Source organism: Sphingobium sp. (assembly GCA_023266575.1).
Taxonomy (GTDB): domain Bacteria; phylum Pseudomonadota; class Alphaproteobacteria; order Sphingomonadales; family Sphingomonadaceae; genus Sphingobium.
The window spans coordinates 1-23,878 of the sequence record JAHFPV010000016.1; the positions used below are offsets into that span (position 1 = coordinate 1).

The following is a 23,878-nucleotide window of genomic DNA, read 5'->3' on the forward strand; positions in this document are numbered from 1 at the left end:
GTCGGCCGCGCGGCCGCCGGCGCAGCCATGTCGCCGCTGCGCAAGGCCGCCGCTTCGCTCAAGGACAGCTACCGCTCGGGCGGCCGTGCCGCCGTCACCGCGACGGGCGGCGCCATTTCGGGCGGCAGCCCCGCGCCCGCGGCCGAGGCTTCCGGCGGCTCGCCCGCCTGGGCCGCCGCGATGAGACGCCGCCAGACCATGACCCACGGCGCGACCGTCGCCGCCCATACGCTGCGCTCGGGCGACGGCGGCGGCGGCGGATCGTCCGTCGATCTCAGCCAGAAGGATTGATCCATGTTTCGACGCCCCAGCATCCGATACGGACAAACCCCGGAGCCGACGACTCCCTACCAGCGCGCGGCGCAGGTGTGGGACGACCGGATCGGCTCGTCTCGCGTGCAGGCGAGGAACTGGCGGCTCGCCTTCTTCGGCGCGCTGGCGCTATCGAGCGGCCTGGCTGGCGGCCTCGTCTGGCAGTCGGCCCGCGGGCATATCGTGCCCTGGGTGGTTGAGGTCGATCGGCTCGGCGAGGCCCAAGCGGTCGCGCCGGCCGAGGGCGGCTACCGCCCGACCGATCCTCAGGTCGCGTTCCATCTCGCCCGCTTCATCGAGCAGGTCCGCGCGATCCCCGCCGATCCCGTCATCGTCCGCCAGAACTGGCTCCGCGCCTACGACTTCACCACCGACAAGGGGGCGCTGTTCCTCAACGACTATGCGCGCGCCAACGATCCGTTCGCGCAGGTCGGCAAGGTGCAGGTCGCGGTGGACGTATCGAGCGTGATCCGCGCTTCGCCCGACAGCTTCCGCGTCGCCTGGACCGAGCGCCGCTATCAGGACGGCAGCCTTGCCGCGACGGAACGATGGTCGGCGATCCTCACCGTCGTCGTGCAGCCGCCGCGCACCCCCGATGCCCTGCGCAAGAATCCGCTCGGCGTCTTCGTCAATGCCCTCAACTGGTCGAAGGAGCTGTCGCAATGACCGCGAGTCCGTTCCGCCGCGCCGCGTCCGCTGCGCTGCTCGTTTCCGCATCGGCGCTCGCCGGCTGCGCCACCACATCGGCGAAGCCGCCCGCCATCGCCTATGACGATCCGCCCGCGCCGATCACGGCAACGCCCGCGCCGGAACCGCCACGCCCGGTCGAGGTGGTGACGATCCCCGAGCCGCTGCCGCTTCCCGGCCAGCTAAAGCCGGTGACGGATACGCCGCGCGCGCCGGAGCCGTCCGATCCCCGCCGGCGCGTGGGCGCGGCGAATGCCGCCGCGCGCGTGCAGCCGGTGCGCGACGGGTTCCTCAACGCCATCCAGCAATATCCCTGGACCGATGGCGCGCTCTATCAGGTCTATTCCGCGCCCGGCCAGGTCACGGACATCGCCTTGCAGGAAGGTGAGCAGCTCGTCGGGCCGGGTCCGGTCGCGGCCGGCGACACCGTGCGCTGGATCATCGGCGATACGATCAGCGGCAGCGGTCCCACGGCGCGCGTGCATATCCTGGCGAAGCCCACCCGGCCCGATCTTTCAACGAACCTCGTCATCAACACCGACCGGCGCACCTATCATCTGGAGCTGCGCGCCACGGCGGCGACCTATATGGCGTCGGTGAGCTGGACCTATCCGCAGGATGCGCTGATCGCCTTGCAGGGCCGGAACGCCGCCGCCGCATCCGCCGCCCCAGTGGCGACGGGCGTGGATGTGTCCGCTCTCAACTTCCGCTACCGCATCGAGGGCGATCGGGCGCCGTGGCGTCCCGCCCGCGCGTTCGACGACGGCCAGCAGGTCTTCATCGAGTTTTCGGCCGGGATCTCGCAGGGCGAGATCCCGCCGCTGTTCGTGACCGGCGCGGCCGGCGATGCCGAGCTGGTCAACTACCGCGTCCAGGGCCGCTACATGGTGGTCGATCGCCTGTTCGCCGCCGCCGAACTGCGCCTCGGCGACAAACGCAGTGAGCAGCGCGTCCGCATCGTGCGCGACGATGGACGGGGGCGGCGGCCGTGAGCGATTCTGCCGACACTCCCTCGACCGAAGCGCCCGCCACGCGCGCGCCGCGTTCCGATCCTCAAGCCTTCCAACTCCGAGGCGACCCGCCGCGCGTCATGCGCCTGTCGCGCAAGGCACTGGCCGTGATGGGCGTCGCCGCGGGTCTCGGTATCGGCGGCTCGCTGATCTACGCGCTACGGCCGCCCGGCGAGAAGGCCGCTCAGGAACTCTACAATACCGACAGCCGGACCACGGCCGACGCGATCACCTCGGGGCCGAAGGACTACGGCCAAACGCCGCGCCTTGGCCCGCCACTACCTGGCGATCTTGGCCGGCCGATCGTCTCGGCGCAGCAGCGCGGCGATGCCGTGCCCGTGCCCGTGCCGCCGGTCGGCGCGCAGCCCGATCCGCGCGCCCAAGCCGCCGAAGCTGCCCGCCAGCGCGCCGCTCAGGAGCGGGACGCGGCTCGCACCAGCGCGGTCTTTCTCGGCAGCGGCGGGGGAGCGTCGTCATCGGCCGCGCCGGCCTTGCCCAGCCTGGCCGTGGCAAGCCCGGCGACACCAGCGGCAGGGGATACGGCGGCGCAAAGCGATCAGGCCGCCAAGCGCGCTTTCATGGCGCAGGCGGCCAACCAGCGCACGGTCAGCGTCGAGCGACTGACGGCGCCGGCATCGCCCAACATCGTTCAGGCAGGCAGCATCATTCCCGCCGCGCTCATCACCGGCGTCCGTTCCGACCTGCCCGGCCAGATCACGGCCCAGGTGACGGCCAACGTCTATGACAGCCCGACCGGGCGCATCCTGCTCATCCCGCAGGGCGCGCGGCTGATCGGGGAGTATGACAGCGAGATCGCCGCCGGGCAGACCCGCGTGCTGCTCGCCTGGGACCGGCTCATCATGCCGGATGGCCGCTCGATCGTTCTCGAGCGCCAGCCCGGCGCGGACGGAGCCGGGTTTGCCGGCCTACAGGATCGCGTCAATCAGCATTGGGGAAACCTGCTCAAGGCCGCTGCCGTCTCGACGCTGCTCGGCGTCGGCGCCGAGCTGGGCGCGGACAGTGAGGATGACCTGACCCGTGCCCTTCGGCGCGGCTCGCAGGACACCATCAACCAGACCGGCCAGCAGATCGTGCGGCGGCAGCTCAATGTGCAGCCGACACTCACCATTCGGCCGGGGCACCCCTTGCGCGTGATCCTGACCCGCGACCTCGTATTGGAACCCACTGGAGGCGCACGATGACGAAATTGAAGCTGGGGCCTCTCGCCGATGATCGGCCGGTGAAGCTGACGGTCGAACTGCCCGCCGCCGTTCACCGCGATCTCGCCGCCTACGCCGCTGCGCTCGCAGCCGAAACGGGAGGGGAAGCCATCGCCCCCGAGAAGCTCGTCTCACCCATGTTGGCGAAGTTCATGGCAAGCGACCGGGGGTTTTCGCGGCGTCGCGGCGGCGCGAAAGACTGAGCCATCACGCTGCCGTCAGTTGCCCATGAATTTCTTGAAGCGCTCGCGGCCTTCCACTTCGGCCACGGCTTGCTCGGCACTGGCGCATTCGCCGCCGCGCACTGAGCCATCGCGACATCCGGCGACGATCCGCCGCGCTTCATCGACATGCGCCACGAAATACTGTGTGCCGCGCGCCTCTGTCGATGTCGGCGCAACTGTCGCTGGGCTGGCGACCGCAGCCGTTTGCGGCGCTGGCGTGATGATCGGCCGTAGGATGAACCCTCCGGCAAATCCGAAGACCAACGCGACCAGAACAATGATAAGTGGCTTGCCTTGTGACATGGCATTACGCTCCAACGAAAACTAACCCTATTCTACTGAATTCTCAGAAATTTTGAAGGATAGTGCATAGCGTGTTTTGACGAATTGGAGAAATCGCCGCAAAGCGGGATTGCAATTTTCGTCGCGCCAGTATCCGGAATAGCAGATCAGCACTGGTCCTTGTTCTCCGTACATGGGCCTATAGACCACATTGGGATACTGTGTGCCGGAGCCACCCTCGCAGATGATGCTGAGGCCGCGCCCGTCGCCTAGCACACTAAGAATTGTCCCATGACCGGACTGGTGCATTCTGACGTCCGGCTGCATTCCCGCCACCGACAGGCGGCCGAGTAGCATGTCGCGAATTTCTGGACCGGGGTCTGTTGCGGGGAGCAGGAAGCGTTCGCTGCGAAGGTCGGTCCAATGGATGATCTCGCGTTCTGCAAGAGGGTGGCTCGACGACAGGGCTACCATCACGCGCTCGCTCCAGAACGCTTCGCGCTGATAACCATCATGGGCAGCTTCGCCCGCCATAATGGCAATGTCGATCTCCCCGGTATCGAGACCAGCAAGCAAAGCACCTCGGTTTGCCTCTATCCCGTCTAGATTGACGTCTGGATGCGCACCGCGCCAACCCAGCATGGTCGCGCGTAGGTTGCCGGCCGAGAGCGAGCAATAATGTCCGATAACGAGGTCGCCGGCGCGGCCCTGACCAGCAGCACGCATTATGGCTACGAGCTTGTCCGCATTCGCGAGCATTGGCCTAACGCATCGAATAAAATCGCGTCCGGCCCCTGTCGTACTTATTCCTGCACGCGAACGCACAAAAATTTGGACTCCGATCATTCGTTCTAGTTTGGCAACGTCCCGGCTAAGTGTGGACTGTTCCATCCCCAATGCGCGGGCAGCTTTGTAGAAGCTGCCGTGATCGGCCGCGGCGAGGACGTGTCGTATCTGGCAAATGCTGAATGACATCAGCAATCAACCGTAGAGGGGGCATAGATTGCTGTTGCTATTGCGCGCCGTCCCGATCCCAATGCGGTTCGCCAAGGCACGAAGAGGCAGCCGCCTTCGAGGTAACTTCGGTGGCTGAGCCCGGCGACAATTAATTTGGCGCCCGTCATGGCCCGCTCAAGCTGGCTTGAACGTCATCGCTACGCCGTTCATGCAATAGCGAAGCCCGGTCGGTCTCGGGCCATCATTGAAGACATGTCCCAAATGACCGGCGCATCGTGTACAATGAACCTCGGTGCGTTCCACACCAAGGCTATTGTCGCGGTGCTCGCCGATGGCGTGAGGAAGGTGGTCGTAAAAACTCGGCCAGCCCGTGCCACTGTCGAATTTAGTCGCGGACGAATAGAGCGGGAGCGCACATCCAGCACATGCGAACGTGCCTTTGCGGTGCTCCTTATCGAGCGGACTTGTATAGGGGTATTCGGTCGATGCTCGTCGGAGCACGGCGTAAGCCTGCGGAGAGAGTCTCTTGCGCCATTCCGCGTCGGTGAGACGAAATGTGGCGGGTACGGTCGCCACAGCCGCGGCATCATCGGCGCCTATCAACCGCCATGCGAGCGCGCCGAGGGCTGCAGTTGTGCCAAGCCCAAGGAGCTTGCGGCGAGTAGGCTGAGCGAGCGATCGTTCCATGCTGACATATTCGTAGTCGAAGGCAGGATGGTTACAGGAAGGAGTGTAACCTGTGTCGCGGCACGAACGAATGCCGGATTGGAGGTATGTTTCCGGAGTTTGAGTCCATGTTACGTTCCACTGCCCTTGCGGTTACATTGTTCGCCGGTGTCGCCGTGACCGCTGCGATAAGGCCCAGCGAAGCTCGCAATAGCGCAATCAAGGTTCCCGTCGCGGTCATGAAGGAGGCGCCTGGGGGAAATCGCGAGACGGCGATCTTTGCCGGGGGCTGCTTTTGGGGTGTCGAAGGTGTCTTCAGCCATGTGAAGGGTGTGGTTAGCGCGACTTCGGGATATGCCGGTGGCTCGGCATCGACCGCGCAATATGAGACTGTTTCGAGCGGTGCGACTGGCCACGCGGAATCGGTCAAGGTCGTGTTCGACCCTCGGCAGGTGAACTACGCTACGTTGCTGCGTATCTATTTCTCCGTGGTCGCCGACCCAACCCAAGTGAACCGACAGGGGCCTGATGAAGGCACCCAATATCGCACCGCCTTGTTCCCGCTATCGGCGGCCCAGACGAGGGTGGCGCGTGCCTACATCAGCCAGCTGAGCGCCGCTCGCGTCTTTTCCGCGCCGATCGCCACGCGCCTCGAGCAGCAGAGGGGCTTCTTTGCGGCGGAGGGCTACCACCAGGACTTTATGGCCCGCAACCCGAACTACCCCTACATCATTGTCAATGATCGGCCGAAGGTCGACGCGCTCAAACGGATTTTCCCCGAGAACTGGAAGGCCTGATCCACGAACCGCGTCCTCCCGGTCCACCGGGAGGACGCGGTTGACCACAATTCCGTCGGAAGCCGGCGCACGCACATCGGATAGCAAGCGTTTGCCCTTCATCACCAGCTGCTGCGAATCCAGCGGAGGCCATGAACGCTCTTGCGAAAGTTACGATGTTGAGAAGGATCTACAGCGCGGCCAGCTCAGTGCCGCATTGCAGGAGAACGGTTCGTTCAATAGCTGCATAGCGGTGAACAAGCGCGGCGCGATAAGTTTCGTCGCGCATCATCGCGAGAAAATGCCCGCGCGAAGGATAGCGAACGATCAGCACCCGATCCCAGTCAGTCGGAGCCGTGCCGGGTTCGCCGATAAAAACCAGCCCGACATCGCCATTATAGATGATGTTCGCCTGACTGACGGTGCCGACGGTGACGCTGAATGCCTTTTCGTACAGGGCATAGGCTTCGCTTCCCGAGCGTGCCGGCTCCCCGCTGTCTTCGGGATAGACGGCCCGATCTTTGAACTTCAGCAGGTTGACCATCGTCACGGGGCCGTCCGGTCCATCATCACGCAACTGGCGTACCTGATCAGCGGTCGGGTCAATCGAGCGATCGATCATCATACCACCCCGTTTGCCTTGAAATGTGCCAACATCCGCGACCATCCGTCACGCGCGTCGCCTTTGTTGTAGCTCGAACGATAGTCGGCGTGAAATCCATGCTGGGCGTCGGGATAGACGTGGATATTCGAACCCATTTTCCCGGCGGCTTGCAACGCAGCGCGCATCGCTTCGACATCGGCCTGGGGGATGCCCTGATCAAGCGCGCCGTACAGGCCTAACACCGGGGCCTTCAGTTCTGCGGCACGGCTGATCAGCGGCTTGAGCTGTCCATACCAGGCGACGCCTGCCTTGATATCGGGATCTTCCATGGCAGCACGCCAGACGACTGCGCCACCCCAGCAGAAGCCAGTGATCGCGATCCGCGTGCCTTCGACGAACGCTTGAGCCTTCAGCCACGTCGAAGTCGCTGCGACATCGTTGTCGACTTGGTCGGGTGTCGCCTGTCGGACGATCGGGATGATCTGCTCGATGTTGGCGATAGCCGGGAGATTGACGCCCGAACGGTAGAAGAAATCGGGCGCGATCGCGACATAACCGAGACGCGCCAACCGTCGGCAGATGTCCTTGATATAATCGTGGATTCCGAAGATTTCATTCACGACGATGATCGCGGCATGTCGGGCCTGACCGGCGGGCCGGGCGACATAGGCCGGTAAGTGCTGGGACGCGCCATTCGGAATCGTTACGCCCTCAATAATCAGCCCGTCTTCAGGTGTCGTGATCGGCGCGGCCTCCGCGGAGAAAGCCGCGAGAGCATAGCCGGCGAAGAACAAACCAGCGGCCGCCCGGCGCGTCAGGTGGAAGTCTTCCGGCAATGAGCCTTCGGGCCTGGTCAGCATGGGGGCTCCTCATCAGTTCACAGCGCGCAGTGCGAGCGTACGTCTCGCTCAAAGACGTCCTTGATCGCAAGAAAATGGGCGTCGATCGCCATCGGATCCTTGCTGTTCAGGTCGATCAGGGCCTGTCTTTCGGGACCACCACGAACCACATTGATGGCGTCATGCTTGATCCCTGCAATGATCGCTTCAGCGACAGCTTCGGCTGGCTCCAGCGAGAATCCAATCTCTGGGCCCGCCTGGTTCGTCGCCATCATCGGGGTATCGGTGCCGCTGGGGTAGACCGTCATCACACGAACACCTTCTCCATTGAGCTCGCGCCGCAGCGACTCCCCAAAGCTCGACAGACCGGCCTTCACCGCCGCATAGGTCGCATAGAACGGCATCGCGACCAATGCGATCGCGGAAGAGACGTTAACGATCATGCTCTCGGAACCAGCTCGCAGCAACGGCAACGCCGTGCGAGTCAGCATGATAGGGGCAACAAGATCCACCTCGATCATGGCGCGGATCTCCTCTTCATCAATCGCATCAAGGCGACCGGCGCGAACCGCGCCGGCGTTGTTCACGAGAATATCGAGCCCGCCGAATGCTTCGATCGCGCCCTGCAAGGCTGCCGTGCGACCTATCGGGGTCGCGACATCGGCAGTGATGCCGGCAGCCTCCGCACCTGATGCGTTCAAAGCCCCGACAGCTTCATCGACGCGCGCTGCTCCGCACGCAGCGATGACCAGACGTGCACCGCGCGCGGCAAGCCCACGCGCCAATTCAAGCCCGATCCCGCTTGACCCGCCAGTGATGAGAACCCGTTTTCCTTCGACGTCCATGACCGGCACCTCAACCTTCTGCAGCATAGTTTGAGGGAAAGAGCGCGCGCAGCGTTTGCTCGTCGAACTCGCGCTTGAATTCGTGATCGCTCCCAACATCGCGAGCACGCCACGCCGCCTGCCGCGCATTGACCAGCCGATGCCAGCGGGCCAAATCGGGATAGCGACTGAGGGGCTCGTCGAATTCGGGGAAGACGAAGCCGGCGCGTTCGATCCATCCCCAGGCCGCCATATCCGCGACCGTGTAGGTCTCGCCGACTATGTACGTCCGATCGCGCAGGTGATCGTCGAGAACCTGGTAATGGCGCTCGGCTTCGCGCCGATAGCGGTTGAGCGCATAGTCCAGACCCGCTGGCGCGGCGCGCTGGAAATGAACCGCCTGGCCGGAAAACGGTCCAAGGCCCGACGCCACGAAAAACAGCCAAGAGAGCAATTGCCCTCGATCCTCGGGTGATCCAAGAAATTGACCGTGCTTTTCTGCGAGATAGAGTAGGATCGCGGTCGAATCGAAGACCGCCGTCGGAACTCCGCCGGGGCCTTCGGTGTCGACGATCGCCGGGACTTTCCCGTTCGGATTGATTGCGAGAAAGGAGGGCGCGCACTGTTCGCCCTTAAAGGTATCGACCGGCACAAGCTCATAGCCGATGCCGAGCTCTTCGAGCAGCAGGGCGACCTTCAAGGGGTTCGGGGTCGGGTGAAAATAGAAGCGGATCATCTCGGTTTGGTCCTCATGCAAAACAGTCTCACCGGACGTCTGCGATCATCTGGTCTTGCACCCAGGACGCGAGATAGCGGCCGGCGGCATCGACCGCCGTTTCGACGCCGATTTCTTCGGACAGGCGGTCGCACAGGCGAGCAAAGCTCATGCCCGACGATGCGAGCTGGATCGCGCCCATCTCAGCGGTCTCGATCGAGGCGAAATGCGGTTGAAGACCGACGCGCCAAACACGCACCCAACCCGGCTCGGGCAGCAACTCGGCTGCCGGAACTTCCTCTTCGGCGGCGATCGCGTTCCAGATCGCGCCACAGTTGGTCTTGACGGGCAGCAACGTGAGCGTCGGCACGAATGCGATCACCGCCTCATCCCAATCGACCGCTGCGAGCTGTTGCCGGTCGAAGGCCGGTGCGTCGGGGCCGTCGAACGCGCGCCGCAAAGCCCAGTCGAGCGCGGCGATTTCGGCGACCTCAGGATCGTCCGGGTAAAGGTCGGCCATTGTCTCCGAGAATTTGACGCCGTAGTCGGCGAGCGTCCAGCTATGCGGCGGGTGGGCGGCGATATGCCGGCGCGCAGCCGCTTCGAACGCCTCGTCTCCGAGCCACGCCCACAGGCGTTCGTAACTGTCTTTGAGGCACTCTACGAGCTGGCCACCATAGGCGTTGTGATAGACGGCAAGGCCCGGCCCACTGGACCCGCCAACGGCAACCGGAATGTCGCTCGGTTCATCCAACAGGAATCCCAGGAAATCGCGTTGAAGGTCGAGAAGCGTCATGCCGCGGCCGCCGTGACGTCGCCTGCGATGCGGCGCGCAACATCCAGCTCGTCCAACATATCCTGAAGCGGAGGAATGTTGTCGTCGCGCTCGATCATAGTGGCGACGCGTCCGAGACGAGGATAAATCCGGGCGAACAGATCCCAAACTGGATCGGGAACAGGCTCGTCGTGCGTATCGATTAGCCGGCCTTGCCCCTGGCTGTGGCCCGCGAGGTGGATTTGCCGAACACGGTCCGCCGGCACGCCCGCCAGATAATCATAGGGGTCAAAGCCGTTGTTCGTTCCGCTCACATAGATGTTGTTGACGTCGAGTAGCAGGTAGCAGCCCGTCCGTTTCGTCATCTCGGCAAGGAAGGCCCATTCGGTCATCTGGTCGTCGGCGAAGGTCAGATAGGTCGAGGGGTTTTCGAGGACCAGCGGACGTTCGAGCGCATCCTGGACATGCTCGATGTTCGCGCAAACGGTGTTGAGTGCTTCCTCGGTGAAGGGCAGCGGGAGCAGGTCATGGGAATTGACCTCCCCAACGCGCGACCAGCTCAGATGATCGGAGACCCATAATGGCTGGATTCGATCAGCCAGCGCTTTCAGGCGCGCAAGATAGTCGGAACGGATGCCGTCAGCCGAACCGATCGACATTGAAACGCCATGCATCGCAACGGGCCAGCGATCGCGCACCTCATCGAGAACGTGGATCGGGCGCCCGCCGGCCCCCATGAAATTCTCGGAGATGATCTCGATGAAATCGACAGGAACGGCCTCGGTCAGATAATTCTGGAAGTGTGGAATCCGCAGGCCGAGCCCGAAGCCGTGAAATGGCGCGATTGTTTCTTCCGGCACAGACTTACTCCGATCGGTGTGCCGGGCCCGGACGGAACGGAGGGACAGCCCGGCACATGACGGAATACGAGTGGTAGCGTCTGGCGGTTACACCTGCTCCGAAAGTTTCGCGCCGCAATGCGATTGGGGTGGGCGCGAGACGGGCCCGCCGCCTTACCAGCGTAAGAGCCGTGGTCCGACGGCGGCGCCGACCAACGTCGCTGCGGCAAGGCCGAGCGAGTACCATAGCAGCACGAAGCCAGGCGATGTCTCGGCGCAGTGTAGAGCGTAGATGGAAGCGCCAGTGGCGCCAGCAACCAATCCCGCAGCTGCGCCAGCGGCCTCAAGCCTCGTCGGAGCAAGGTGGGCCATCGCCCGCACCAGCCCAACGAACACCGGCACCGATAACAACATCACATAGAGCGGGCACTGAAACCAACTCGAGCCCATCCAGAAGGAGGCAGTATTTCCGTCGGGGGCGATGGCCAGCTGGATGGACGTGACCAATGCCAACAGAGCGATGGGTGGCCACAAGAGTCGCGTCCAGTGAAGGTCGCGAGCGCCAGGCCGGCTCAATCGTTCGAGAGCGAAAAAGCCGAGCGACGCGATCGAGGCGGTGTAGAGCAGCTTCATCCAGAAGCCCATTGTCACGGCCGCTACGGACAAATCGCTACGCACGGCCAGCGAAGGCCAGAACAAGACCAGCACCATCGCGACGGCCGCACCCCGAATTAAACCCCGGCGCAAAAGGGCGCGCGGACCATGCAGGGGCACGGGCTGCAAATTCCTGGAAAGCTCCACAATCAACACTTCGGTATTCATCAAATGCTCCGTCGAACACTCGGTCGACGGGCCTCCACGCCGCGAGTCTTGACTCTACATTCGGAACCGCGAGGCAATCGGTTACGCTGGGGTCGGTCCGGGACTGACGTGCATCCAAGAGGCAACGGAGGATGTTCGCGAGAAAAATCCCGACAGAGTGGTGGAGAGGGTTACACCTGACGTCCGCCGAACGCCTTCGCGCGAACTTTTGGCGCCGGTCATGGCCCGTTATTGGTTCGGGAGAGGGCGGTGGCCGTGCCACCGCCTTGAAATGGCATGTTGCCGTCTCCTCAAGTTCGCCTCTCGTCAAGCCGCAGCCTGGTTAGGCGACGCTTGATCCCTTCCGCTGGACCGAGTTTACGAACAAGACGAGGGATGCAGCCAGAAGAACGGCGTCTTTCAATAGAAATTGGCCGGGCGCCGCCGAGATTGCGGGAAAACCGCCGGCGGTTTGCTCAGCCACGCCGGGCGTGCTCACGAAGAACGTCAGCGTTATGGCGTAGGTCGCAATCGACATCGCCGCGCCGAGTGCTGAAAAAGTGGGATGGAAAGCTCCAGCAACAAGGGCACACGCCGTCGCAAGTTCGATCACGCCAATGGCATAGCTCTGCCCCTGGATGCCGAGCATGTTGAGCCAGTGCATGATGGGGCTGTTGTCGATGAACGGTGCGATTCCGTTTGCCTCATAGGCGGTGAATTTCATTCCGCCAAACCAGAGGAAGACAATGACCAATGCCCAGCGCAGGAGGGCGAGGTCACTCCGGCCATGCTCCGCGACCCGAAAGCCGTAGTCGTCGAAAATTTTCATATTTCAGTCCTTTCTTTATGCGAATTGGAAAGTGCTTGGTGTGATTTCGCGTCCCCACTGCGCCGTGGGTGTCCAGCTTCAATTGATCGATCCCGCTCGTCGCGGCGCTCGAATGAGGAGCGCGGTGGAATTGAGCGATCTCGTGCGTTCATGCTCCGGTACGTGAATTATATGCGCCGCGCATATATTGCAGATTGAGGCTTGTCTATATGCGCCGCGCATATAGATGTGGGCGATGCATACGAACCGTGACAGGAACACGATCGGGGCCTTCGCCTTGATGATCGGTGACGAAATTGCCCGTGCAGTCGCGTCCAAGGCACCCGAGGCCGGCCCGATGGCCGCGGCGCTGGCTCTTTTGGATCACGAACCGGGCCTTTCGATCAGGACGCTCTCCGCTGGTGTCGGACTGTCTCATGCAGGCACTGTTCGACTCGTCGATCGACTCGTCTCCGAAGGGCTGATCGAAAGACGGGGGCATGCCGACGACGGTCGCGCCGTTTCGCTCTATCTAACCCCAACGGGGCAGCAGGCCTGCGCCGCCGTTCTTGAAGCGAGGGGCGAAGTCTTGGCGTCCAGCCTTGACGTTCTGAGCGCAGATGAGATCGCTATATTGGCGGAATTGTCTCAGCGTGTCCTCCGCTCCCGTCTGCGCGATTCAGACCATTCATATCGCATCTGCCGCCTGTGCCAGCACGATGCTTGCACCAACTGTCCGATCGACGCCGAATTGAAGGAACGGGTTGAAGGGAGCGCTGGCTGATTCTTCACCAGGCGTCGGGACTGTGGGGCAGCAGATTGATTTAAGGAAATCACAGAGGCGGGCGTGACTTCCTGTAACCCCCGATTGCTTATGGGCGAATGAACCAATGCGCCGTGTAAAAAGAGTCAAGAAGGCGGCGCTGTGTGGCGGGAGATGCCCCCCCGCTTCCCGCCACACACATTTTTCCGGACGGGAGCGACGCGGTGACGGATTTCTCTATCTCGATCGTCCAGGCTCCGCCCGTCTTCCTCAATCTTGCGGCCAGCATGGACCGCGCCGAGGTGTTGATACGTGATGCGGCCCGAAGCGGTGCTGCTATTGTCGTGTTCCCGGAAGCCTGGTTACCCGGCTATCCCGTTTGGCTGGATGAGAGCGCTGGCGCGGCGCTTTGGGGACATCGCCCGGCGGAGTCATTGTTTCGAATATTGTTTGCGAATTGCCCGGATTTGGAGGGGCCAGAAATCGCGCGGCTTGCCGACCTCTCCGCTGAGCTTTCGGTCGAGATCGTGATGGGCATTCAGGAGCGACGCGGCTCAAGCATCTACAATAGTGTCGTTCGCACAACCCCGAGCGGGTGGCGTGATATCCACCGCAAGATCATGCCGACGCATAACGAGCGGCTGATTTGGGCGGCCGCTGACGGCAGCACCTTGAGGCCTTGGCCAGGAACGCACGGACCTGTCGGTGCGCTTATCTGCTGGGAGCATTGGATGCCGCTCGCCAGAGCGGCGCGGCATCAACATGGGGAGGTGTTGCATTTCGCTTTGTGGCCCGCCGTCACGGAACTCCACCTCCTCGCGAGCCGTCACTATGCCTTCGAAGGCCAATGCTATGTCGCGGCCGCGGGCACGGTTTTGACCAGGGACGATGTGCTCGACGGGTTTGATAGCCTCGACATTGCGGAACCCGACGCGCGTTCAATATTGGAGGCGATCCCCGCGGAGCGCGAACTGCTGAAATCGGGGGGTAGCGCCATCATCGGCCCGGATACCTCGATCATCGTGGTTGCGGCCAGCGGCGATCCTTCCACGCTCAGCGCCACGATCGATCCGGGTAGGCTCGCCGAGGGGCGCCTCTATCTCGATACCGCTGGCCATTATTCGAGGCCCGATATCTTCGAACTGCATGTCGATGCACGAGAACGCTCGGGCGTGCGGTTCACTAACTGAGACAGTCGTCCGCGATCGAGTGGTGGAACGGGCGCTGTCGATCGCGGCTGCGTTCTTTACACGCGCTGCCCGCTGCTTTGTTGCGGATTACGCGCTCCAAGGGAGTTTCTTGGTCGGCGAACTGTAACCACCGCGCCGATGGCGGCGAATTCCCAATCATCAAGCAACATGTCCGAGAGGAACGAAATCGTGCGGACCAATACCACCCAGGCGGCATTTTCCGGCGCGCTCCCGGTCATCGGCTCCGGCGTGGCGCTCATCGCCATGCTCACTATCGGCACGATCACAATCGCAGGCGCCATAATGGGCGCGATGCCGGGCTACTGAAAGGAACCGTGATGCGCGCTCCAGCGCTGATTCTCGGCGTGCTCGCCTTTGGCGCGGGCGTCATGGGCTTGATCGAGTCCGGTCGCGGGGATGCTCAGGCGGTTCCAGCGCGGCGCGGCGGTCCCGTTCTGGTCGAACTCTATCAGAGCCAGGGTTGTTCGAGTTGCCCACCGGCCAACGCCAACGTGAATGCTCTGGCCGACCGCCCCGATGTCGTGGCTCTGTCGTTCGGTGTCACCTACTGGGACTATCTCGGCTGGCGCGACAGTTTTGCAACGCCGCAATTCACGCAGCGCCAGTGGGATTATTCACGCTACAACCGTCTTGGCAATGTTGCGACACCTCAGGTCTGGATCAATGGCACGAAGACGATCGTCGGCAACAGCCGAAGCGAACTCGACGCATCGATCCGCACAGCGCGCAGCGACGGACCTCCGCTCGCCATCGCGAACGGCAAGGCTAGTGTTGGCGCCGGCCGCGCGCCGGCCGGCGGTGCGGATGTCTGGATCGCCAACTATGACCCGCGAACGGTTCAGGTTCCGATTAGGGCCGGTGAGAATGGAGGTCGGACCCTCCCGCATCGCAACATCGTTCGTCGGCTGGTGAGGATCGGGCACTGGGATGGTAGAGCGATCAGCTTCGCTCTTCCCCCAGCCGCCCCCGGTTTGGCTACAGCCATCTTCCTGCAAGCGGGTCGGGGTGGTCCGGTGCTGGCCGTAACCAAGGCAAGCTGAGCTGTAACCTCTTCAAGAGTCTGATCGAAGCTCTCCTCGTCTCCAATCAACCATGGAATTGCGATCATGACCTTTCTTCGCGTACTGCCTCTTGCAGCGCTTATCGTTATTGCTGCTCCCGTTCAGGCCCAGCCGGTTCGACCATTCAGCCTAGCGGCGCTCAAGGCGGCTCAGGCGGCCGGCAAGCCTGTTCTGGTGGACGCCTTTGCGCCTTGGTGCCCAACTTGCCGCGCCCAGGCGCCGACGATCGAAAAGCTCGCGAAAGATCCCGCGTACAAGAACCTGATCATCCTTCGCCTCGACTATGACAATCAGGGGGCTGAGAAGAAGTTGCTCGGCATCACCAAGCAAAGCACGCTGATCGCCTACAAAGGCAACCGGGAAGTCGGCAGGATCGTCGGCATTACGGATCCTGCGCAGCTGAAGGCGTTCGCCGCAAAGCCTCTGCGCTGACGCCATGCGCTTCGATCGCCGCGCCGTCATTGCAAGCCTCGGGGCTGTCGCGATCGGCGGCACTTCCTTGGCCGGAGCTATCGCGACTCCGAGCTATGAAGACCCGGACGACATGTATGCCGCGCTCGGCCGCCAACCTCAGCAGGTGCTGAGGATCGGTGGCGGGACGATACGGGTCGTTTTCGCCGATGGTGCGCCCGGGCTCGTTCGCGACCCGGTCCTGGCATGGATACAGACGGCAGCCGTTGCGGTTACGGCCTATTTCGGACGCTTCCCCGTCGAGGATTTCGGTCTGCTCATCATCGCCGACTCATCCGATAAGGTCGGCCACGCGACCACGTTCGGCTACGCCGGTTCCGCCACCAGGATTCATGTCGGGACTGGGGCCACAAGCACGGCCTTTCGCAATGACTGGGTGCTGGTCCATGAAATGGTCCATACGGCGCTTCCCGACCTGCCTCGCCGCGCGCTATGGCTACAGGAAGGAAACGCAACCTATGTCGAGCCCATCGCGCGTGTGATGGCAGGCCAGATCCCGGCGGCGGACGTGTGGCGTCAGCTGGTCACGGGGTTGCCGAAGGGCAGTCCACAGCCTGCCGATGGCGGTATGGATGGCACCCGGGCCTGGGGCCGGCTCTATTGGGGCGGTGCCGCATTCTGGCTGCTGGCGGAGATCGCCATCTATCGCGATACCATGGGCAAGCGCTCACTCCGTGATGCGCTTCGTCGTATCAATCGCGCGAGCGGTGGAAACACGATGGATTGGTCGCCCGAGCAACTCATGACGGCCGGCGACCAGGCGATCGGGGCAAACTCGTTGATCGACCTCTATACCCGTTTCGCCGACACGCGGGTGGTCCCCGATCTCCCCGACCTGTTCCGTCAGCTTGGCATAATCCAGCTCGGCGATGGCGCGATCTCCTTCGATAGTCACGCTCAGTTAGCTGAATTGCGGCGAACGGTAACGCTCCCGCCGCGGTAGGCCGGAGCGAGAACCCTGGCCGACGTTCGCCGGGATTGCCGACTATAATCATAATTGACGGGAGGAGGAGTCAGGTGACGATCATCAACGGATCGGATCCACAGTCGATCTGATTGGCGCAGTGTGGTGGGCCCGGCCGGGGAAATAGTGAGCGCGCGGTTCTGGGGCGTATCGCGATGCCGGGCCGCAGGGGCAATCCGGCCCGGCATCGTCTTACGGACTGCCGCCACTGTTGAGCGACAGGAGTCACCGCCCATCGGGCAGCGGCGTCGTCGGCTGAAGGGAGGGTTACGGCCGCGACACTATGGTATTCGATGGAACGGATAGTCAGGTTACTGTCCCCGGAAGTTTTTTGCCGATCTTGAGCAGCGTTGAACTTCCGCTGCCCGGGATGAAGCGATGATAGATCCCAGCCTCAACTACGAGGAAAAACACTGACGATGAGCCGATATCAATCGGCCGCATAATCCTTGTTCAGCTTTCCGCGTGCCGGATCGATCCCGAGCAGATGGTCGAGCGAAAACTTGCCGCCGCCGCGGAAAATGATCGGGAGGAGCAATCCGGCCCAGCTCAAATGCGTCGGCCAGGCGTCGGGATACACGAACACCTCGATGACCGTCGTCATGCCGAGCAGCCCCAGAGCCGCGACACGGTTGAACAGCCCGAGCACCAGCAAGATCGGGAACAGATGCTCCTGATAAGCCGCGAGATGGGCCGCGATGTGAGGCGGGATCAAGGGGATGCGATAATCGGTCTCGAACAGCGAGTAGGTGCTGTCGGTGATATGAAGGATACCGTCGACCTTGGTGCGGCCGGACATGAAGAACACGCCGGCAACACCGAGGCGGGCGACCAAAAGGAGGATCGAGCCTGGAAGCTGGTCGAGTTTTTGGCCGATACGGGCGTAAATGTTCATGGATTTTCTCCCTGTTGGATGTGTCCGGCAAAGGCGCCGGCCGAAAGCAAGGTTGCGAAGATCGTGGCGACATCGCCGTCTTCGTCGGCAGCGTTCGCCGCCGCGACCGCAAGCGTTGAGCCTGCAAGGAAGGCACGCATTGGCGCGTCGATTACCCGGACCTCGATTGCGTCGGCCGGCCGCGTGATGAGGAACTGCTCCGGCGTCCAGAGCACCTCATCGAGGGCTTCGGGCGGCGCGTCGGCCTGATGCGCAAGCCATAGGCTTGCTGCGGGCGACAGGCTCCGTCCGATCCGTGTTGCCGGGTGCCAGCTCAGCGGCGCGTCTGGATCGATCCCCGCCGCGAGTGTCTCGGGATCGAGAGCGTCTGCGTCCGCGGCGAAAAGCGCCTCCGTCACCAACCGCTCAAGCGCAGCGACGGCACCGAGATAGCGTGCCTCGGCGAAAGGACTCCAAGTGTCGACGAATGCCGGAAAACTGGAGCCATAAAAGCAGAGGCGTGCTTCCGCCGGGGGGGACATTTCGACATAGGCCGTCGCGCAGGCTGCGAAAGCATCGTCGCCGACGAGGGTCGCCGCGACCGGATAGTTGGCGAACAAGGCATCGCGCGCGGCCTTGGTTGCTGTGTTGCGATGCACGGCCAGAGCGCGTCTGATCGCCGGATCGGGCGCCCGTTCTGGCGAGGCAAGCATCGCGCCGAAGCCATGCTGGAATGAGCGGGCATCAAGCATTGGCCGGCATCCGCTGTTCGAGAAGGCGGTGCGCGTGATCGCGCTCCATCATCAGCTCGTTGAACGGGGGGATGTCGTCGTCGCGTTCGACGATAGTGGGTCGCGGGCCGATCCGCTCGATCAACCGCCGATAGAGCAGCCAGACAGGGTCAGCCACCGAAGCGTCATGGCTGTCGATCAAGAGCCCACTGTCCGGATCGGGATCGGGGCGGTGGCCAGCGATGTGGATCTCCCCCACGATCGACGCCGGAATTGCGTCGATGCGGGACTCTGCCGAAAAATTGAGGTTCGCCGCGCTGACGTAGATATTGTTCACGTCGACGAGAAGGCCGCAGCCGGTCCGCGCTGCGAGCTGCGACAGAAAGTCCGCCTCATCGAGTTCGTGTCCGGGCAGATCGACATAAAGCGATGGATTTTCGACCATGATGGCGCGGCCGAGCGCATCTTGGACACGCGCGACATTGTCGGCCGTGATGCCGAGCGCTTCGCGTGTGCGGGGAAATGGCAGGAAGTCGGAATGATGCGCTCCTTCCCATTTCTGCCACGCCAGGTGATCGGAAACAGCGGTGGGTTGGATACGATCGACGAGGCGCCGCAAAAGCGCCAGGTGCTCCGGCGTAGGGGGTTCGACGGAGGCGAGCGAAAGGCCGACGCCATGCAGTGAAATAGGGAAACATGCCGCGAGCGTCATGAGTGCCCGCAGCCGCGGCCCCCCGTCCACCATGTAATTCTCGGCGTGCACCTCGAACCACAGGCCTGGGTTCCGCGCCGTTAGCGCTTCATCGAGATGCTCGAGCTTAAAACTCAGGCCTGCGGTTATGGACATGGCGTTGATCCTCAGGCTTTGGGGGTCAGCGAGCCGTAGCCCTTGGGCGTCTTGATCTTGGCGCAGGTGCCGGCAGGCACCAGCTTCCAGGCGTCGCGCTGATAGTCGATCTTCGACGTTCCCGCGCAGGTCGTGCCGGCGCCGGCCTTGCAGTCGTTCTTGCCGGCCTTGGCGACGCCGTAGCATTTTTCCATCGGCTTCTTGGCCTGAGCATGGGCCGCGTTGGTGGCACCGGCGGCGAGCGAGGCGAGAAGCAGCGCGCTGAGCGCGGCGGTCTTACGGTTGGTCATGACAGTCTCCTTCAATCAGCCTCACGTGCGACGATCTCCGGAAAGGCGATCGCCGCACGGTGGCCCGGGAGGCTGATTAGGTCGGACCACGATGTCGGGTCCGCTGAAGGCTGGCCGGCGGTTACACTTGCTCAGGAAAAATAGAATTTGTCGAAGTCTGTAACCGGCGTCGTATCGAACGCGAAAACCGCCATGCCACTTGGCGAAACATCATCTCTATTCAGGAGTATCCCATGAAGACCTTCAAGACCGGCGCCGCCATTGCTTCCGCTGCTGCCATGCTCGCGCTGACGGGCCTCGCGACTACCGCTCCGGCTTATGCCGCAGGCGGAAAGGCGGCCAAGGTGCAGCACTGCTATGGCGTCAATTCGTGCAAGGGCACGTCTGACTGCAAGACCGCCACGAATGACTGCAAAGGCCAGAACAGCTGCAAGGGCCAGGGCTTCAAGGCTCTCTCGGCCAAGGCCTGCAAGGCGCAGGGCGGCAGCCTCACCCCGAAGGCCGGCTAATCGTCGGCACCGCCCGGTCGTTAAACCGAGCACAATCACGAGCCGCCCGTCAGTTTCGCGCTGGCGGGCGGCATTTGTTTGTGCCGCCTATTCTCGTGTGCGTCGCGAAGGCGAAGGAAAATCGGCCGAGCGACATCCCGGTGAGGTCTGGCGGCACGCACTGCTGCGCGTTCATCGATTAAGGGTCGGCCTCCTCGCGGCGGCTCGGCTATAGCGATCCATGGGCATCGGCCGGAATGCTCAGTCGGGAAAGACGATCACCTTTCGCGCGCGTGGTGCCCACGACGAACGTGAGCTGCCCCCTTCTGAGTGGTCCATCGACTATGACAGTCTGGATCAAGGAAGGGACGACGAATGCCTTCGAAGAAGCACAAGCCCGAGGAGATTATCGGGAAGCTGCGTGAGGTTGAGATCATGCTGGGCCAGGGCGGGACGACGGCTGAGGCGTGCCGGCGGATCGCGGTCAGCGAGCAGACCTATTACCGCTGGCGCAAGGAATATGGTGGCCTGAAGACGGATCAGGCTCGGCGGATGAAGGATCTGGAGAAGGAGAACGCCCGGCTTCGGCGTGCGATTTCGGATCTGACGCTCGACAAGCTGATCTTGCAGGAGGCGGCAAAGGGAAACTTCTGAGCCCCGCACGGCGCCGGCGCTGCATCGATCATGTCCGGGACGTGCTGGATGTATCCGAGCGGCGGGTGTGCCGCGTGCTCGGCCAGCACCGGTCGACGCAGCGCAAGGTGCCGTGCGGGGCAGATGACGAAGAGGCGCTGACCGAGGACATCATCGCTTTGGCCAGGCAGTACGGCCGTTACGGCTATCGCCGGGTGACGGCACTGCTGCATGCGGCCGGCTGGTCGGTGAACCATAAGCGTGTGGAGCGGATCTGGCGACGCGAGGGGTTGAAGGTGCCGCAGCGGCAACCGAAACGAGGCCGGTTATGGCTCAACGATGGGTCCTGCATCCGGCTGCGGCCGGAGTATCCGGGGCACGTCTGGGCCTACGACTTTGTCGAGGCGCGGACGCACGACGGACGCAAGTTCCGCATTCTGACCATCATCGACGAGGCGAGCAGGGAATGTCTGGCGCTGGTTGTGGCACGTCGGCTCCGCCACGAGGATGTGCTTGCGGCACTTGCCGAGCTGTTCATCGAGCGGGGTCCGCCAGCGCATATCAGGTCCGATAATGGCAGCGAGTTCATCGCTACCGCCGTCCAGGCCTGGCTCGGGCAGATCGGCGTGAAGACGCTCTACATCGCACCGGGCTCACCATGGGAGAACGGCTACAACGAGAGCTTCAACGGCTCCCTGCGAGACGAGCTCCTAAATGGCGAAATCTTCTACAGCCTCGCCGAGGCCAAGGTCCTGATCGAGGCTTGGCGGCGCCACTACAACACCGTCCGGCCGCACAGCAGCCTCGGCTACCGACCACCGGCTCCGGAAGCGGCGACACCGCCATTGCCGGTCTCCGGCTCCGCTTCGCTCCACCTCCGACCGGCAATGGCGGCGGAGACGACAATGCACTAACTAACAATCCGGACCACCCGATGGGGGCTGCTCAGCCTTGGCCCGCGACATCGATGACCCAGCCGACGAGGAAGAGACTGGCGACCAGCACAGCCCAACGGCGCAGCCCCGAGCGCGGCGACGAGACAGGGTTGAACGAACCGAGAGCGATGTGGACGCCGAACGCCGCCAACAGGGCGAGGCCTCCCATCTTCCACCAAAATGCTGCGCGACCAAGCGCTGCCGCCACGTCGGGACGCAGCGTGCCAAGCGCCAGGAAACCGGCAAGCTCGACGGCGGCCAGGCAAAGCAAAATCGCCAGCTGGCGACGCGGATTCGACGGGCGGACGGGGCGAAGTTCGTCAACCAGTCGATCTAGCAGAAGATCACTCGACATCGGGCTGCTTCTGAACGATCGTGGCCAACCGCGCCAGCCCGCGATGGATGTTGACCTTGATCAGCGACCCGGATTGGCCAGTTCGTGCCGACGCTTCCTCGACGGAGAAACCCTCGATCTTCACCAGTCGAATAGCTTCGGCCTGAGCGGGTTTCAGTTTGGTCATCAACTGAGTCAAGATGACGGAACTTGTCACGCTGCTCTCATGGTCCTCAATGGCGATGTCGTCAGGCAGTTCCTCCATTGTCGCTCGACCCATCGATCGAAGGCGATCGATCCATTTGTAACGGGCGACCGCAGCGAGCCATGGCTTGAACGGGCGTTCGGAGTCATAAGTATGGCGCTTTTCGTGAATCGCGATCAGCGTATCCTGCACTGCGTCCTCCACCATGGCCGGCGGCAGACGACGGGCATAGAACCGGCATAACCACTTCCTCAGTTCGTCGAGGAGCCGCCTATATGCCCCGGCATTTCCCTGCTGGGCCGCAACCATCAGCCGTCCCCATTCTTCCTCGGCTGCGGTCATGACTGGCGCCGGGATGAATCGGGCAAGTTCGGCCGTCCGGCGGGCGGTCTGGGGGCGAGGGTCAAGGCGCACGGATACGTATTCGATACAACTAGCTGGCGGGTTACACTCGGCTTCCGCGAAAAATGCGCGGCAGTCCTTGGACGAACCGCGGCGCCGGCCACGCCCTTACGCATCAACAACCTCCTGATGGTCTCGGGCTTTCCGCATTTTTGTCGGGTCCATCCCAAAGGTATTCCGGAAAGCGCGACTGAAATGGCTGCGGCTGATGAATCCGACGCGATTGGCGACGATCGACACCGGAAGCTGCGTGGAAAGCAGCAGATTGCGAGCATGATCGAGGCGTGTGCGGGCCACGAATTCCATCGGTGGAGATCCGACGGTCTCGGCAAACATCTTGGCGAACTTGGAACGGCTCATGCCCGCGCTCCGGGCGAGACCCACCAGAGTGTGGTTGGCGGCCGGATTTTCCATGACCTGGGCGACGGCGCGCGCAAGCGACGGACCCTCGAATAATCCAGGCAACGCCCTCCGCGATCCTTGCTTCTCCGCAAATCGCCGGATCGCGAGAATCAGACAGCTTTTCATGAGCGAGGCAATGAGCGCCTTGCTCCCGATCGATGTGATCCGAGTCTCGAGCAATATCCGTTCGAACGCGCTGCGGGCGAAGGGCTCATCGGCGAGCAACGAATAAATTGGCTCCCTCAGCCCATCAAACGGGCCGAACGATCCCGCGAAATCTGCCGTTATCTGCCCACATGCGATCAGCACGCTCGCAGGCTCGCCCATGGAAGCATCGTAGTGCATCAAGCCATCGCGCCGCCGACTACAGGTTTCCGACGGACTGAACATGCTGGAGGGTGCTGGCGAACCGCCAATGACCTGCCTGATTAAAGGCGGGACTAAAACAATCCCGCCTTGCGGAACCGTCATAATCGGGTCGTCGCCGATCTTGAGGTGCAAGCTGCCCGCGAGCACGAAATGGACCTCGATCTGTTCGAGCGGCGGAATCTCGATCGCCGAGCTCGATGCAAATTCGCATATCGCGAATTCCTTCACGTCCACCGCGAGGACGGCCAGAATCTGATCAAGCGCCGAGTGTTCCATAGCTACTTCATGTGTGCCTTATCGTCAGAATGATTCCAGACGATTCGCAACGGCAGGCAAGTTTCGGACGATCAGGCACGCTAACGGATGATCCGCAACTTCAGATGGCGTGAGCAGCCATCTTCTGGCGATCGGCCTTCGCTGCTCGGCGAGACTTACTTGTGCTGCTGGCTGGTCCAAGGTCGGCGTGCCTCGCGCTGTGTCGGCATCGAGCCCGGTGATGACGCATCTGGTTACGGCGGCGGTCCCTTCGGCGGTTGAAGGTCAATGGCGTAAGTGGCGC

At 62.8% G+C, this 23,878-nt stretch carries 31 protein-coding genes and 1 pseudogene; 14 read left to right on the top strand and 18 right to left on the bottom strand.

Annotation, left to right across the window (positions count from 1 at the left end):
• From Q0D44_RS14800 to Q0D44_RS14820, 5 genes and pseudogenes are all read left to right on the top strand, one after another.
• Positions 1-291: pseudogene (locus tag Q0D44_RS14800) on the top strand (P-type conjugative transfer protein TrbL); the annotation flags it as partial.
• Between the two features lie 3 nt (positions 292-294).
• The gene (gene trbF, locus Q0D44_RS14805; RefSeq protein ID WP_230189364.1) at positions 295-978 is read left to right on the top strand and encodes a conjugal transfer protein TrbF; all 684 of its coding nucleotides are present in this window, start codon (positions 295-297) and stop codon (positions 976-978) included.
• The gene (trbG, locus tag Q0D44_RS14810; protein ID WP_230189365.1) at positions 975-1,991 is read left to right on the top strand and encodes a P-type conjugative transfer protein TrbG; all 1,017 of its coding nucleotides are present in this window, start codon (positions 975-977) and stop codon (positions 1,989-1,991) included. Before trbF ends, trbG begins: the two co-directional genes overlap by 4 nt.
• On the top strand, positions 1,988-3,211 hold the full coding sequence (locus tag Q0D44_RS14815; protein WP_230189366.1) for a TrbI/VirB10 family protein: 1,224 nt from the start codon (positions 1,988-1,990) through the stop codon (positions 3,209-3,211). Before trbG ends, Q0D44_RS14815 begins: the two co-directional genes overlap by 4 nt.
• Positions 3,208-3,432 carry a DUF2274 domain-containing protein gene (locus Q0D44_RS14820; RefSeq protein WP_230189367.1) on the top strand — a complete coding sequence of 75 codons (225 nt, stop codon included), beginning with the start codon at positions 3,208-3,210 and terminating at the stop codon, positions 3,430-3,432. Before Q0D44_RS14815 ends, Q0D44_RS14820 begins: the two co-directional genes overlap by 4 nt.
• A 15-nt stretch (positions 3,433-3,447) precedes the next feature.
• On the opposite strand, the gene Q0D44_RS14825 is transcribed toward Q0D44_RS14820, so the two are convergent.
• From Q0D44_RS14825 to msrB, 3 genes are all read right to left on the bottom strand, one after another.
• Positions 3,448-3,756 carry a hypothetical protein gene (locus Q0D44_RS14825; protein WP_230189368.1) on the bottom strand — a complete coding sequence of 103 codons (309 nt, stop codon included), beginning with the start codon at positions 3,754-3,756 and terminating at the stop codon, positions 3,448-3,450.
• A 27-nt stretch (positions 3,757-3,783) separates the two neighbouring features.
• A complete protein-coding gene (locus tag Q0D44_RS14830) occupies positions 3,784-4,710 on the bottom strand; it encodes a LysR family transcriptional regulator (protein WP_230189369.1) in 927 nt (308 codons plus the stop codon).
• 156 nt (positions 4,711-4,866) lie between these two features.
• The gene (msrB, locus tag Q0D44_RS14835; protein WP_230189370.1) at positions 4,867-5,379 is read right to left on the bottom strand and encodes a peptide-methionine (R)-S-oxide reductase MsrB; all 513 of its coding nucleotides are present in this window, start codon (positions 5,377-5,379) and stop codon (positions 4,867-4,869) included.
• A gap of 107 nt (positions 5,380-5,486) precedes the next feature.
• Between msrB and msrA the strand changes: the two genes are divergently transcribed.
• Positions 5,487-6,155, top strand: a complete 669-nt coding sequence (msrA, locus tag Q0D44_RS14840; protein WP_230189371.1) for a peptide-methionine (S)-S-oxide reductase MsrA — start codon at positions 5,487-5,489, stop codon at positions 6,153-6,155.
• 169 nt (positions 6,156-6,324) lie between these two features.
• On the opposite strand, the gene Q0D44_RS14845 is transcribed toward msrA, so the two are convergent.
• The 8 genes from Q0D44_RS14845 to Q0D44_RS14880 all read right to left on the bottom strand — a co-directional run bounded on the left by Q0D44_RS14845 (position 6,325) and on the right by Q0D44_RS14880 (position 12,360).
• Positions 6,325-6,759, bottom strand: a complete 435-nt coding sequence (locus Q0D44_RS14845; RefSeq protein ID WP_230189372.1) for a hypothetical protein — start codon at positions 6,757-6,759, stop codon at positions 6,325-6,327.
• Positions 6,756-7,598, bottom strand: a complete 843-nt coding sequence (locus tag Q0D44_RS14850; protein WP_230189373.1) for a dienelactone hydrolase family protein — start codon at positions 7,596-7,598, stop codon at positions 6,756-6,758. Before Q0D44_RS14850 ends, Q0D44_RS14845 begins: the two co-directional genes overlap by 4 nt.
• Positions 7,599-7,615: 17 nt before the next feature.
• Positions 7,616-8,422: an SDR family oxidoreductase gene (locus tag Q0D44_RS14855; RefSeq protein ID WP_230189374.1), complete on the bottom strand. Its 807-nt coding sequence runs from the start codon at positions 8,420-8,422 to the stop codon at positions 7,616-7,618.
• Between the two features lie 10 nt (positions 8,423-8,432).
• Positions 8,433-9,137, bottom strand: coding sequence for a glutathione S-transferase C-terminal domain-containing protein (locus Q0D44_RS14860; RefSeq protein ID WP_230189375.1), 705 nt, complete (start codon positions 9,135-9,137; stop codon positions 8,433-8,435).
• A gap of 28 nt (positions 9,138-9,165) precedes the next feature.
• Complete coding sequence (locus Q0D44_RS14865) at positions 9,166-9,912, bottom strand: DNA-binding domain-containing protein (protein ID WP_230189376.1); 747 nt, start codon at positions 9,910-9,912, stop codon at positions 9,166-9,168.
• On the bottom strand, positions 9,909-10,736 hold the full coding sequence (locus Q0D44_RS14870) for a DUF692 domain-containing protein (RefSeq protein ID WP_230189479.1): 828 nt from the start codon (positions 10,734-10,736) through the stop codon (positions 9,909-9,911). Before Q0D44_RS14870 ends, Q0D44_RS14865 begins: the two co-directional genes overlap by 4 nt.
• 168 nt (positions 10,737-10,904) lie before the next feature.
• Positions 10,905-11,552 carry a DUF1109 domain-containing protein gene (locus Q0D44_RS14875; protein ID WP_230189377.1) on the bottom strand — a complete coding sequence of 216 codons (648 nt, stop codon included), beginning with the start codon at positions 11,550-11,552 and terminating at the stop codon, positions 10,905-10,907.
• A 322-nt stretch (positions 11,553-11,874) separates the two neighbouring features.
• Positions 11,875-12,360, bottom strand: coding sequence for a DUF417 family protein (locus Q0D44_RS14880; RefSeq protein WP_230189378.1), 486 nt, complete (start codon positions 12,358-12,360; stop codon positions 11,875-11,877).
• Between the two features lie 280 nt (positions 12,361-12,640).
• Between Q0D44_RS14880 and Q0D44_RS14885 the strand changes: the two genes are divergently transcribed.
• The 6 genes from Q0D44_RS14885 to Q0D44_RS14910 all read left to right on the top strand — a co-directional run bounded on the left by Q0D44_RS14885 (position 12,641) and on the right by Q0D44_RS14910 (position 16,788).
• Entirely contained in the window at positions 12,641-13,123 is a 483-nt protein-coding gene (locus Q0D44_RS14885; protein ID WP_294137637.1) for a MarR family transcriptional regulator, read from the top strand.
• Positions 13,124-13,326: 203 nt separating this feature from the next.
• A complete protein-coding gene (locus Q0D44_RS14890) occupies positions 13,327-14,292 on the top strand; it encodes a carbon-nitrogen hydrolase family protein (protein ID WP_230189380.1) in 966 nt (321 codons plus the stop codon).
• 189 nt (positions 14,293-14,481) lie between these two features.
• On the top strand, positions 14,482-14,619 hold the full coding sequence (locus Q0D44_RS14895; protein WP_230189381.1) for a hypothetical protein: 138 nt from the start codon (positions 14,482-14,484) through the stop codon (positions 14,617-14,619).
• 11 nt (positions 14,620-14,630) lie between these two features.
• Entirely contained in the window at positions 14,631-15,353 is a 723-nt protein-coding gene (locus Q0D44_RS14900) for a DUF1223 domain-containing protein (protein WP_230189382.1), read from the top strand.
• Positions 15,354-15,419: 66 nt separating this feature from the next.
• On the top strand, positions 15,420-15,806 hold the full coding sequence (locus Q0D44_RS14905) for a thioredoxin family protein (RefSeq protein ID WP_230189383.1): 387 nt from the start codon (positions 15,420-15,422) through the stop codon (positions 15,804-15,806).
• Positions 15,807-15,810: 4 nt separating this feature from the next.
• On the top strand, positions 15,811-16,788 hold the full coding sequence (locus tag Q0D44_RS14910) for a hypothetical protein (RefSeq protein WP_230189384.1): 978 nt from the start codon (positions 15,811-15,813) through the stop codon (positions 16,786-16,788).
• A gap of 451 nt (positions 16,789-17,239) precedes the next feature.
• Here Q0D44_RS14910 and Q0D44_RS14915 read toward each other — a convergent pair whose 3' ends face one another.
• Genes Q0D44_RS14915 through Q0D44_RS14930 form a run of 4 tightly spaced genes read right to left on the bottom strand, consistent with a single transcriptional unit; the run spans position 17,240 to position 19,551 of the window.
• Complete coding sequence (locus Q0D44_RS14915; RefSeq protein ID WP_230189385.1) at positions 17,240-17,704, bottom strand: DoxX family protein; 465 nt, start codon at positions 17,702-17,704, stop codon at positions 17,240-17,242.
• Positions 17,701-18,435, bottom strand: a complete 735-nt coding sequence (locus tag Q0D44_RS14920; protein ID WP_230189386.1) for a DNA-binding domain-containing protein — start codon at positions 18,433-18,435, stop codon at positions 17,701-17,703. Before Q0D44_RS14920 ends, Q0D44_RS14915 begins: the two co-directional genes overlap by 4 nt.
• Entirely contained in the window at positions 18,428-19,261 is an 834-nt protein-coding gene (locus tag Q0D44_RS14925; RefSeq protein ID WP_230189387.1) for a DUF692 domain-containing protein, read from the bottom strand. Before Q0D44_RS14925 ends, Q0D44_RS14920 begins: the two co-directional genes overlap by 8 nt.
• A gap of 11 nt (positions 19,262-19,272) precedes the next feature.
• The gene (locus Q0D44_RS14930; protein WP_230189388.1) at positions 19,273-19,551 is read right to left on the bottom strand and encodes a DUF2282 domain-containing protein; all 279 of its coding nucleotides are present in this window, start codon (positions 19,549-19,551) and stop codon (positions 19,273-19,275) included.
• 233 nt (positions 19,552-19,784) lie between these two features.
• On the opposite strand from Q0D44_RS14930, the gene Q0D44_RS14935 reads away from it, so the two are divergent.
• Positions 19,785-20,060, top strand: coding sequence for a hypothetical protein (locus tag Q0D44_RS14935; RefSeq protein ID WP_230189389.1), 276 nt, complete (start codon positions 19,785-19,787; stop codon positions 20,058-20,060).
• Between the two features lie 354 nt (positions 20,061-20,414).
• A protein-coding gene (locus tag Q0D44_RS14940) for an IS3 family transposase (RefSeq protein ID WP_294018302.1) occupies positions 20,415-21,586 on the top strand; the annotation gives its coding sequence in 2 pieces (ribosomal slippage) (positions 20,415-20,679 and positions 20,679-21,586; 1,173 coding nt in all).
• A 31-nt stretch (positions 21,587-21,617) separates the two neighbouring features.
• Here the strand turns inward: Q0D44_RS14940 and Q0D44_RS14945 are convergent.
• The 3 genes from Q0D44_RS14945 to Q0D44_RS14955 form a co-directional block, all read right to left on the bottom strand.
• Positions 21,618-21,962 (bottom strand): NrsF family protein, encoded by a 345-nt coding sequence (locus Q0D44_RS14945; protein WP_294137556.1) that lies wholly within the window; start codon positions 21,960-21,962, stop codon positions 21,618-21,620.
• The gene (locus tag Q0D44_RS14950; protein ID WP_230189391.1) at positions 21,952-22,488 is read right to left on the bottom strand and encodes a sigma-70 family RNA polymerase sigma factor; all 537 of its coding nucleotides are present in this window, start codon (positions 22,486-22,488) and stop codon (positions 21,952-21,954) included. The genes Q0D44_RS14945 and Q0D44_RS14950 overlap by 11 nt, the downstream gene beginning before the upstream one ends.
• Before the next feature lie 168 nt (positions 22,489-22,656).
• Positions 22,657-23,595 carry an AraC family transcriptional regulator gene (locus Q0D44_RS14955; RefSeq protein WP_230189392.1) on the bottom strand — a complete coding sequence of 313 codons (939 nt, stop codon included), beginning with the start codon at positions 23,593-23,595 and terminating at the stop codon, positions 22,657-22,659.
• Between the last annotated feature and the right edge of the window lie 283 nt (positions 23,596-23,878).

Excerpts from the sequence above, each read along its gene's own strand:
- trbF (WP_230189364.1), top strand. The coding sequence starts at position 295 with ATGTTTCGACGCCCCAGCATCCGATACGGACAAACCCCGGAGCCGACG.
- trbG (WP_230189365.1), top strand. The coding sequence starts at position 975 with ATGACCGCGAGTCCGTTCCGCCGCGCCGCGTCCGCTGCGCTGCTCGTT.
- Q0D44_RS14820 (WP_230189367.1), top strand. The coding sequence starts at position 3,208 with ATGACGAAATTGAAGCTGGGGCCTCTCGCCGATGATCGGCCGGTGAAG.
- Q0D44_RS14825 (WP_230189368.1), bottom strand. The coding sequence starts at position 3,756 with ATGTCACAAGGCAAGCCACTTATCATTGTTCTGGTCGCGTTGGTCTTC.
- Q0D44_RS14830 (WP_230189369.1), bottom strand. The coding sequence starts at position 4,710 with ATGTCATTCAGCATTTGCCAGATACGACACGTCCTCGCCGCGGCCGAT.
- msrB (WP_230189370.1), bottom strand. The coding sequence starts at position 5,379 with ATGGAACGATCGCTCGCTCAGCCTACTCGCCGCAAGCTCCTTGGGCTT.
- msrA (WP_230189371.1), top strand. The coding sequence starts at position 5,487 with ATGTTACGTTCCACTGCCCTTGCGGTTACATTGTTCGCCGGTGTCGCC.
- Q0D44_RS14845 (WP_230189372.1), bottom strand. The coding sequence starts at position 6,759 with ATGATGATCGATCGCTCGATTGACCCGACCGCTGATCAGGTACGCCAG.
- Q0D44_RS14850 (WP_230189373.1), bottom strand. The coding sequence starts at position 7,598 with ATGCTGACCAGGCCCGAAGGCTCATTGCCGGAAGACTTCCACCTGACG.
- Q0D44_RS14855 (WP_230189374.1), bottom strand. The coding sequence starts at position 8,422 with ATGGACGTCGAAGGAAAACGGGTTCTCATCACTGGCGGGTCAAGCGGG.
- Q0D44_RS14860 (WP_230189375.1), bottom strand. The coding sequence starts at position 9,137 with ATGATCCGCTTCTATTTTCACCCGACCCCGAACCCCTTGAAGGTCGCC.
- Q0D44_RS14865 (WP_230189376.1), bottom strand. The coding sequence starts at position 9,912 with ATGACGCTTCTCGACCTTCAACGCGATTTCCTGGGATTCCTGTTGGAT.
- Q0D44_RS14875 (WP_230189377.1), bottom strand. The coding sequence starts at position 11,552 with ATGAATACCGAAGTGTTGATTGTGGAGCTTTCCAGGAATTTGCAGCCC.
- Q0D44_RS14880 (WP_230189378.1), bottom strand. The coding sequence starts at position 12,360 with ATGAAAATTTTCGACGACTACGGCTTTCGGGTCGCGGAGCATGGCCGG.
- Q0D44_RS14885 (WP_294137637.1), top strand. The coding sequence starts at position 12,641 with ATGATCGGTGACGAAATTGCCCGTGCAGTCGCGTCCAAGGCACCCGAG.
- Q0D44_RS14900 (WP_230189382.1), top strand. The coding sequence starts at position 14,631 with ATGCGCGCTCCAGCGCTGATTCTCGGCGTGCTCGCCTTTGGCGCGGGC.
- Q0D44_RS14905 (WP_230189383.1), top strand. The coding sequence starts at position 15,420 with ATGACCTTTCTTCGCGTACTGCCTCTTGCAGCGCTTATCGTTATTGCT.
- Q0D44_RS14910 (WP_230189384.1), top strand. The coding sequence starts at position 15,811 with ATGCGCTTCGATCGCCGCGCCGTCATTGCAAGCCTCGGGGCTGTCGCG.
- Q0D44_RS14915 (WP_230189385.1), bottom strand. The coding sequence starts at position 17,704 with ATGAACATTTACGCCCGTATCGGCCAAAAACTCGACCAGCTTCCAGGC.
- Q0D44_RS14920 (WP_230189386.1), bottom strand. The coding sequence starts at position 18,435 with ATGCTTGATGCCCGCTCATTCCAGCATGGCTTCGGCGCGATGCTTGCC.
- Q0D44_RS14925 (WP_230189387.1), bottom strand. The coding sequence starts at position 19,261 with ATGTCCATAACCGCAGGCCTGAGTTTTAAGCTCGAGCATCTCGATGAA.
- Q0D44_RS14930 (WP_230189388.1), bottom strand. The coding sequence starts at position 19,551 with ATGACCAACCGTAAGACCGCCGCGCTCAGCGCGCTGCTTCTCGCCTCG.
- Q0D44_RS14935 (WP_230189389.1), top strand. The coding sequence starts at position 19,785 with ATGAAGACCTTCAAGACCGGCGCCGCCATTGCTTCCGCTGCTGCCATG.
- Q0D44_RS14945 (WP_294137556.1), bottom strand. The coding sequence starts at position 21,962 with ATGTCGAGTGATCTTCTGCTAGATCGACTGGTTGACGAACTTCGCCCC.
- Q0D44_RS14950 (WP_230189391.1), bottom strand. The coding sequence starts at position 22,488 with ATGACCGCAGCCGAGGAAGAATGGGGACGGCTGATGGTTGCGGCCCAG.
- Q0D44_RS14955 (WP_230189392.1), bottom strand. The coding sequence starts at position 23,595 with ATGGAACACTCGGCGCTTGATCAGATTCTGGCCGTCCTCGCGGTGGAC.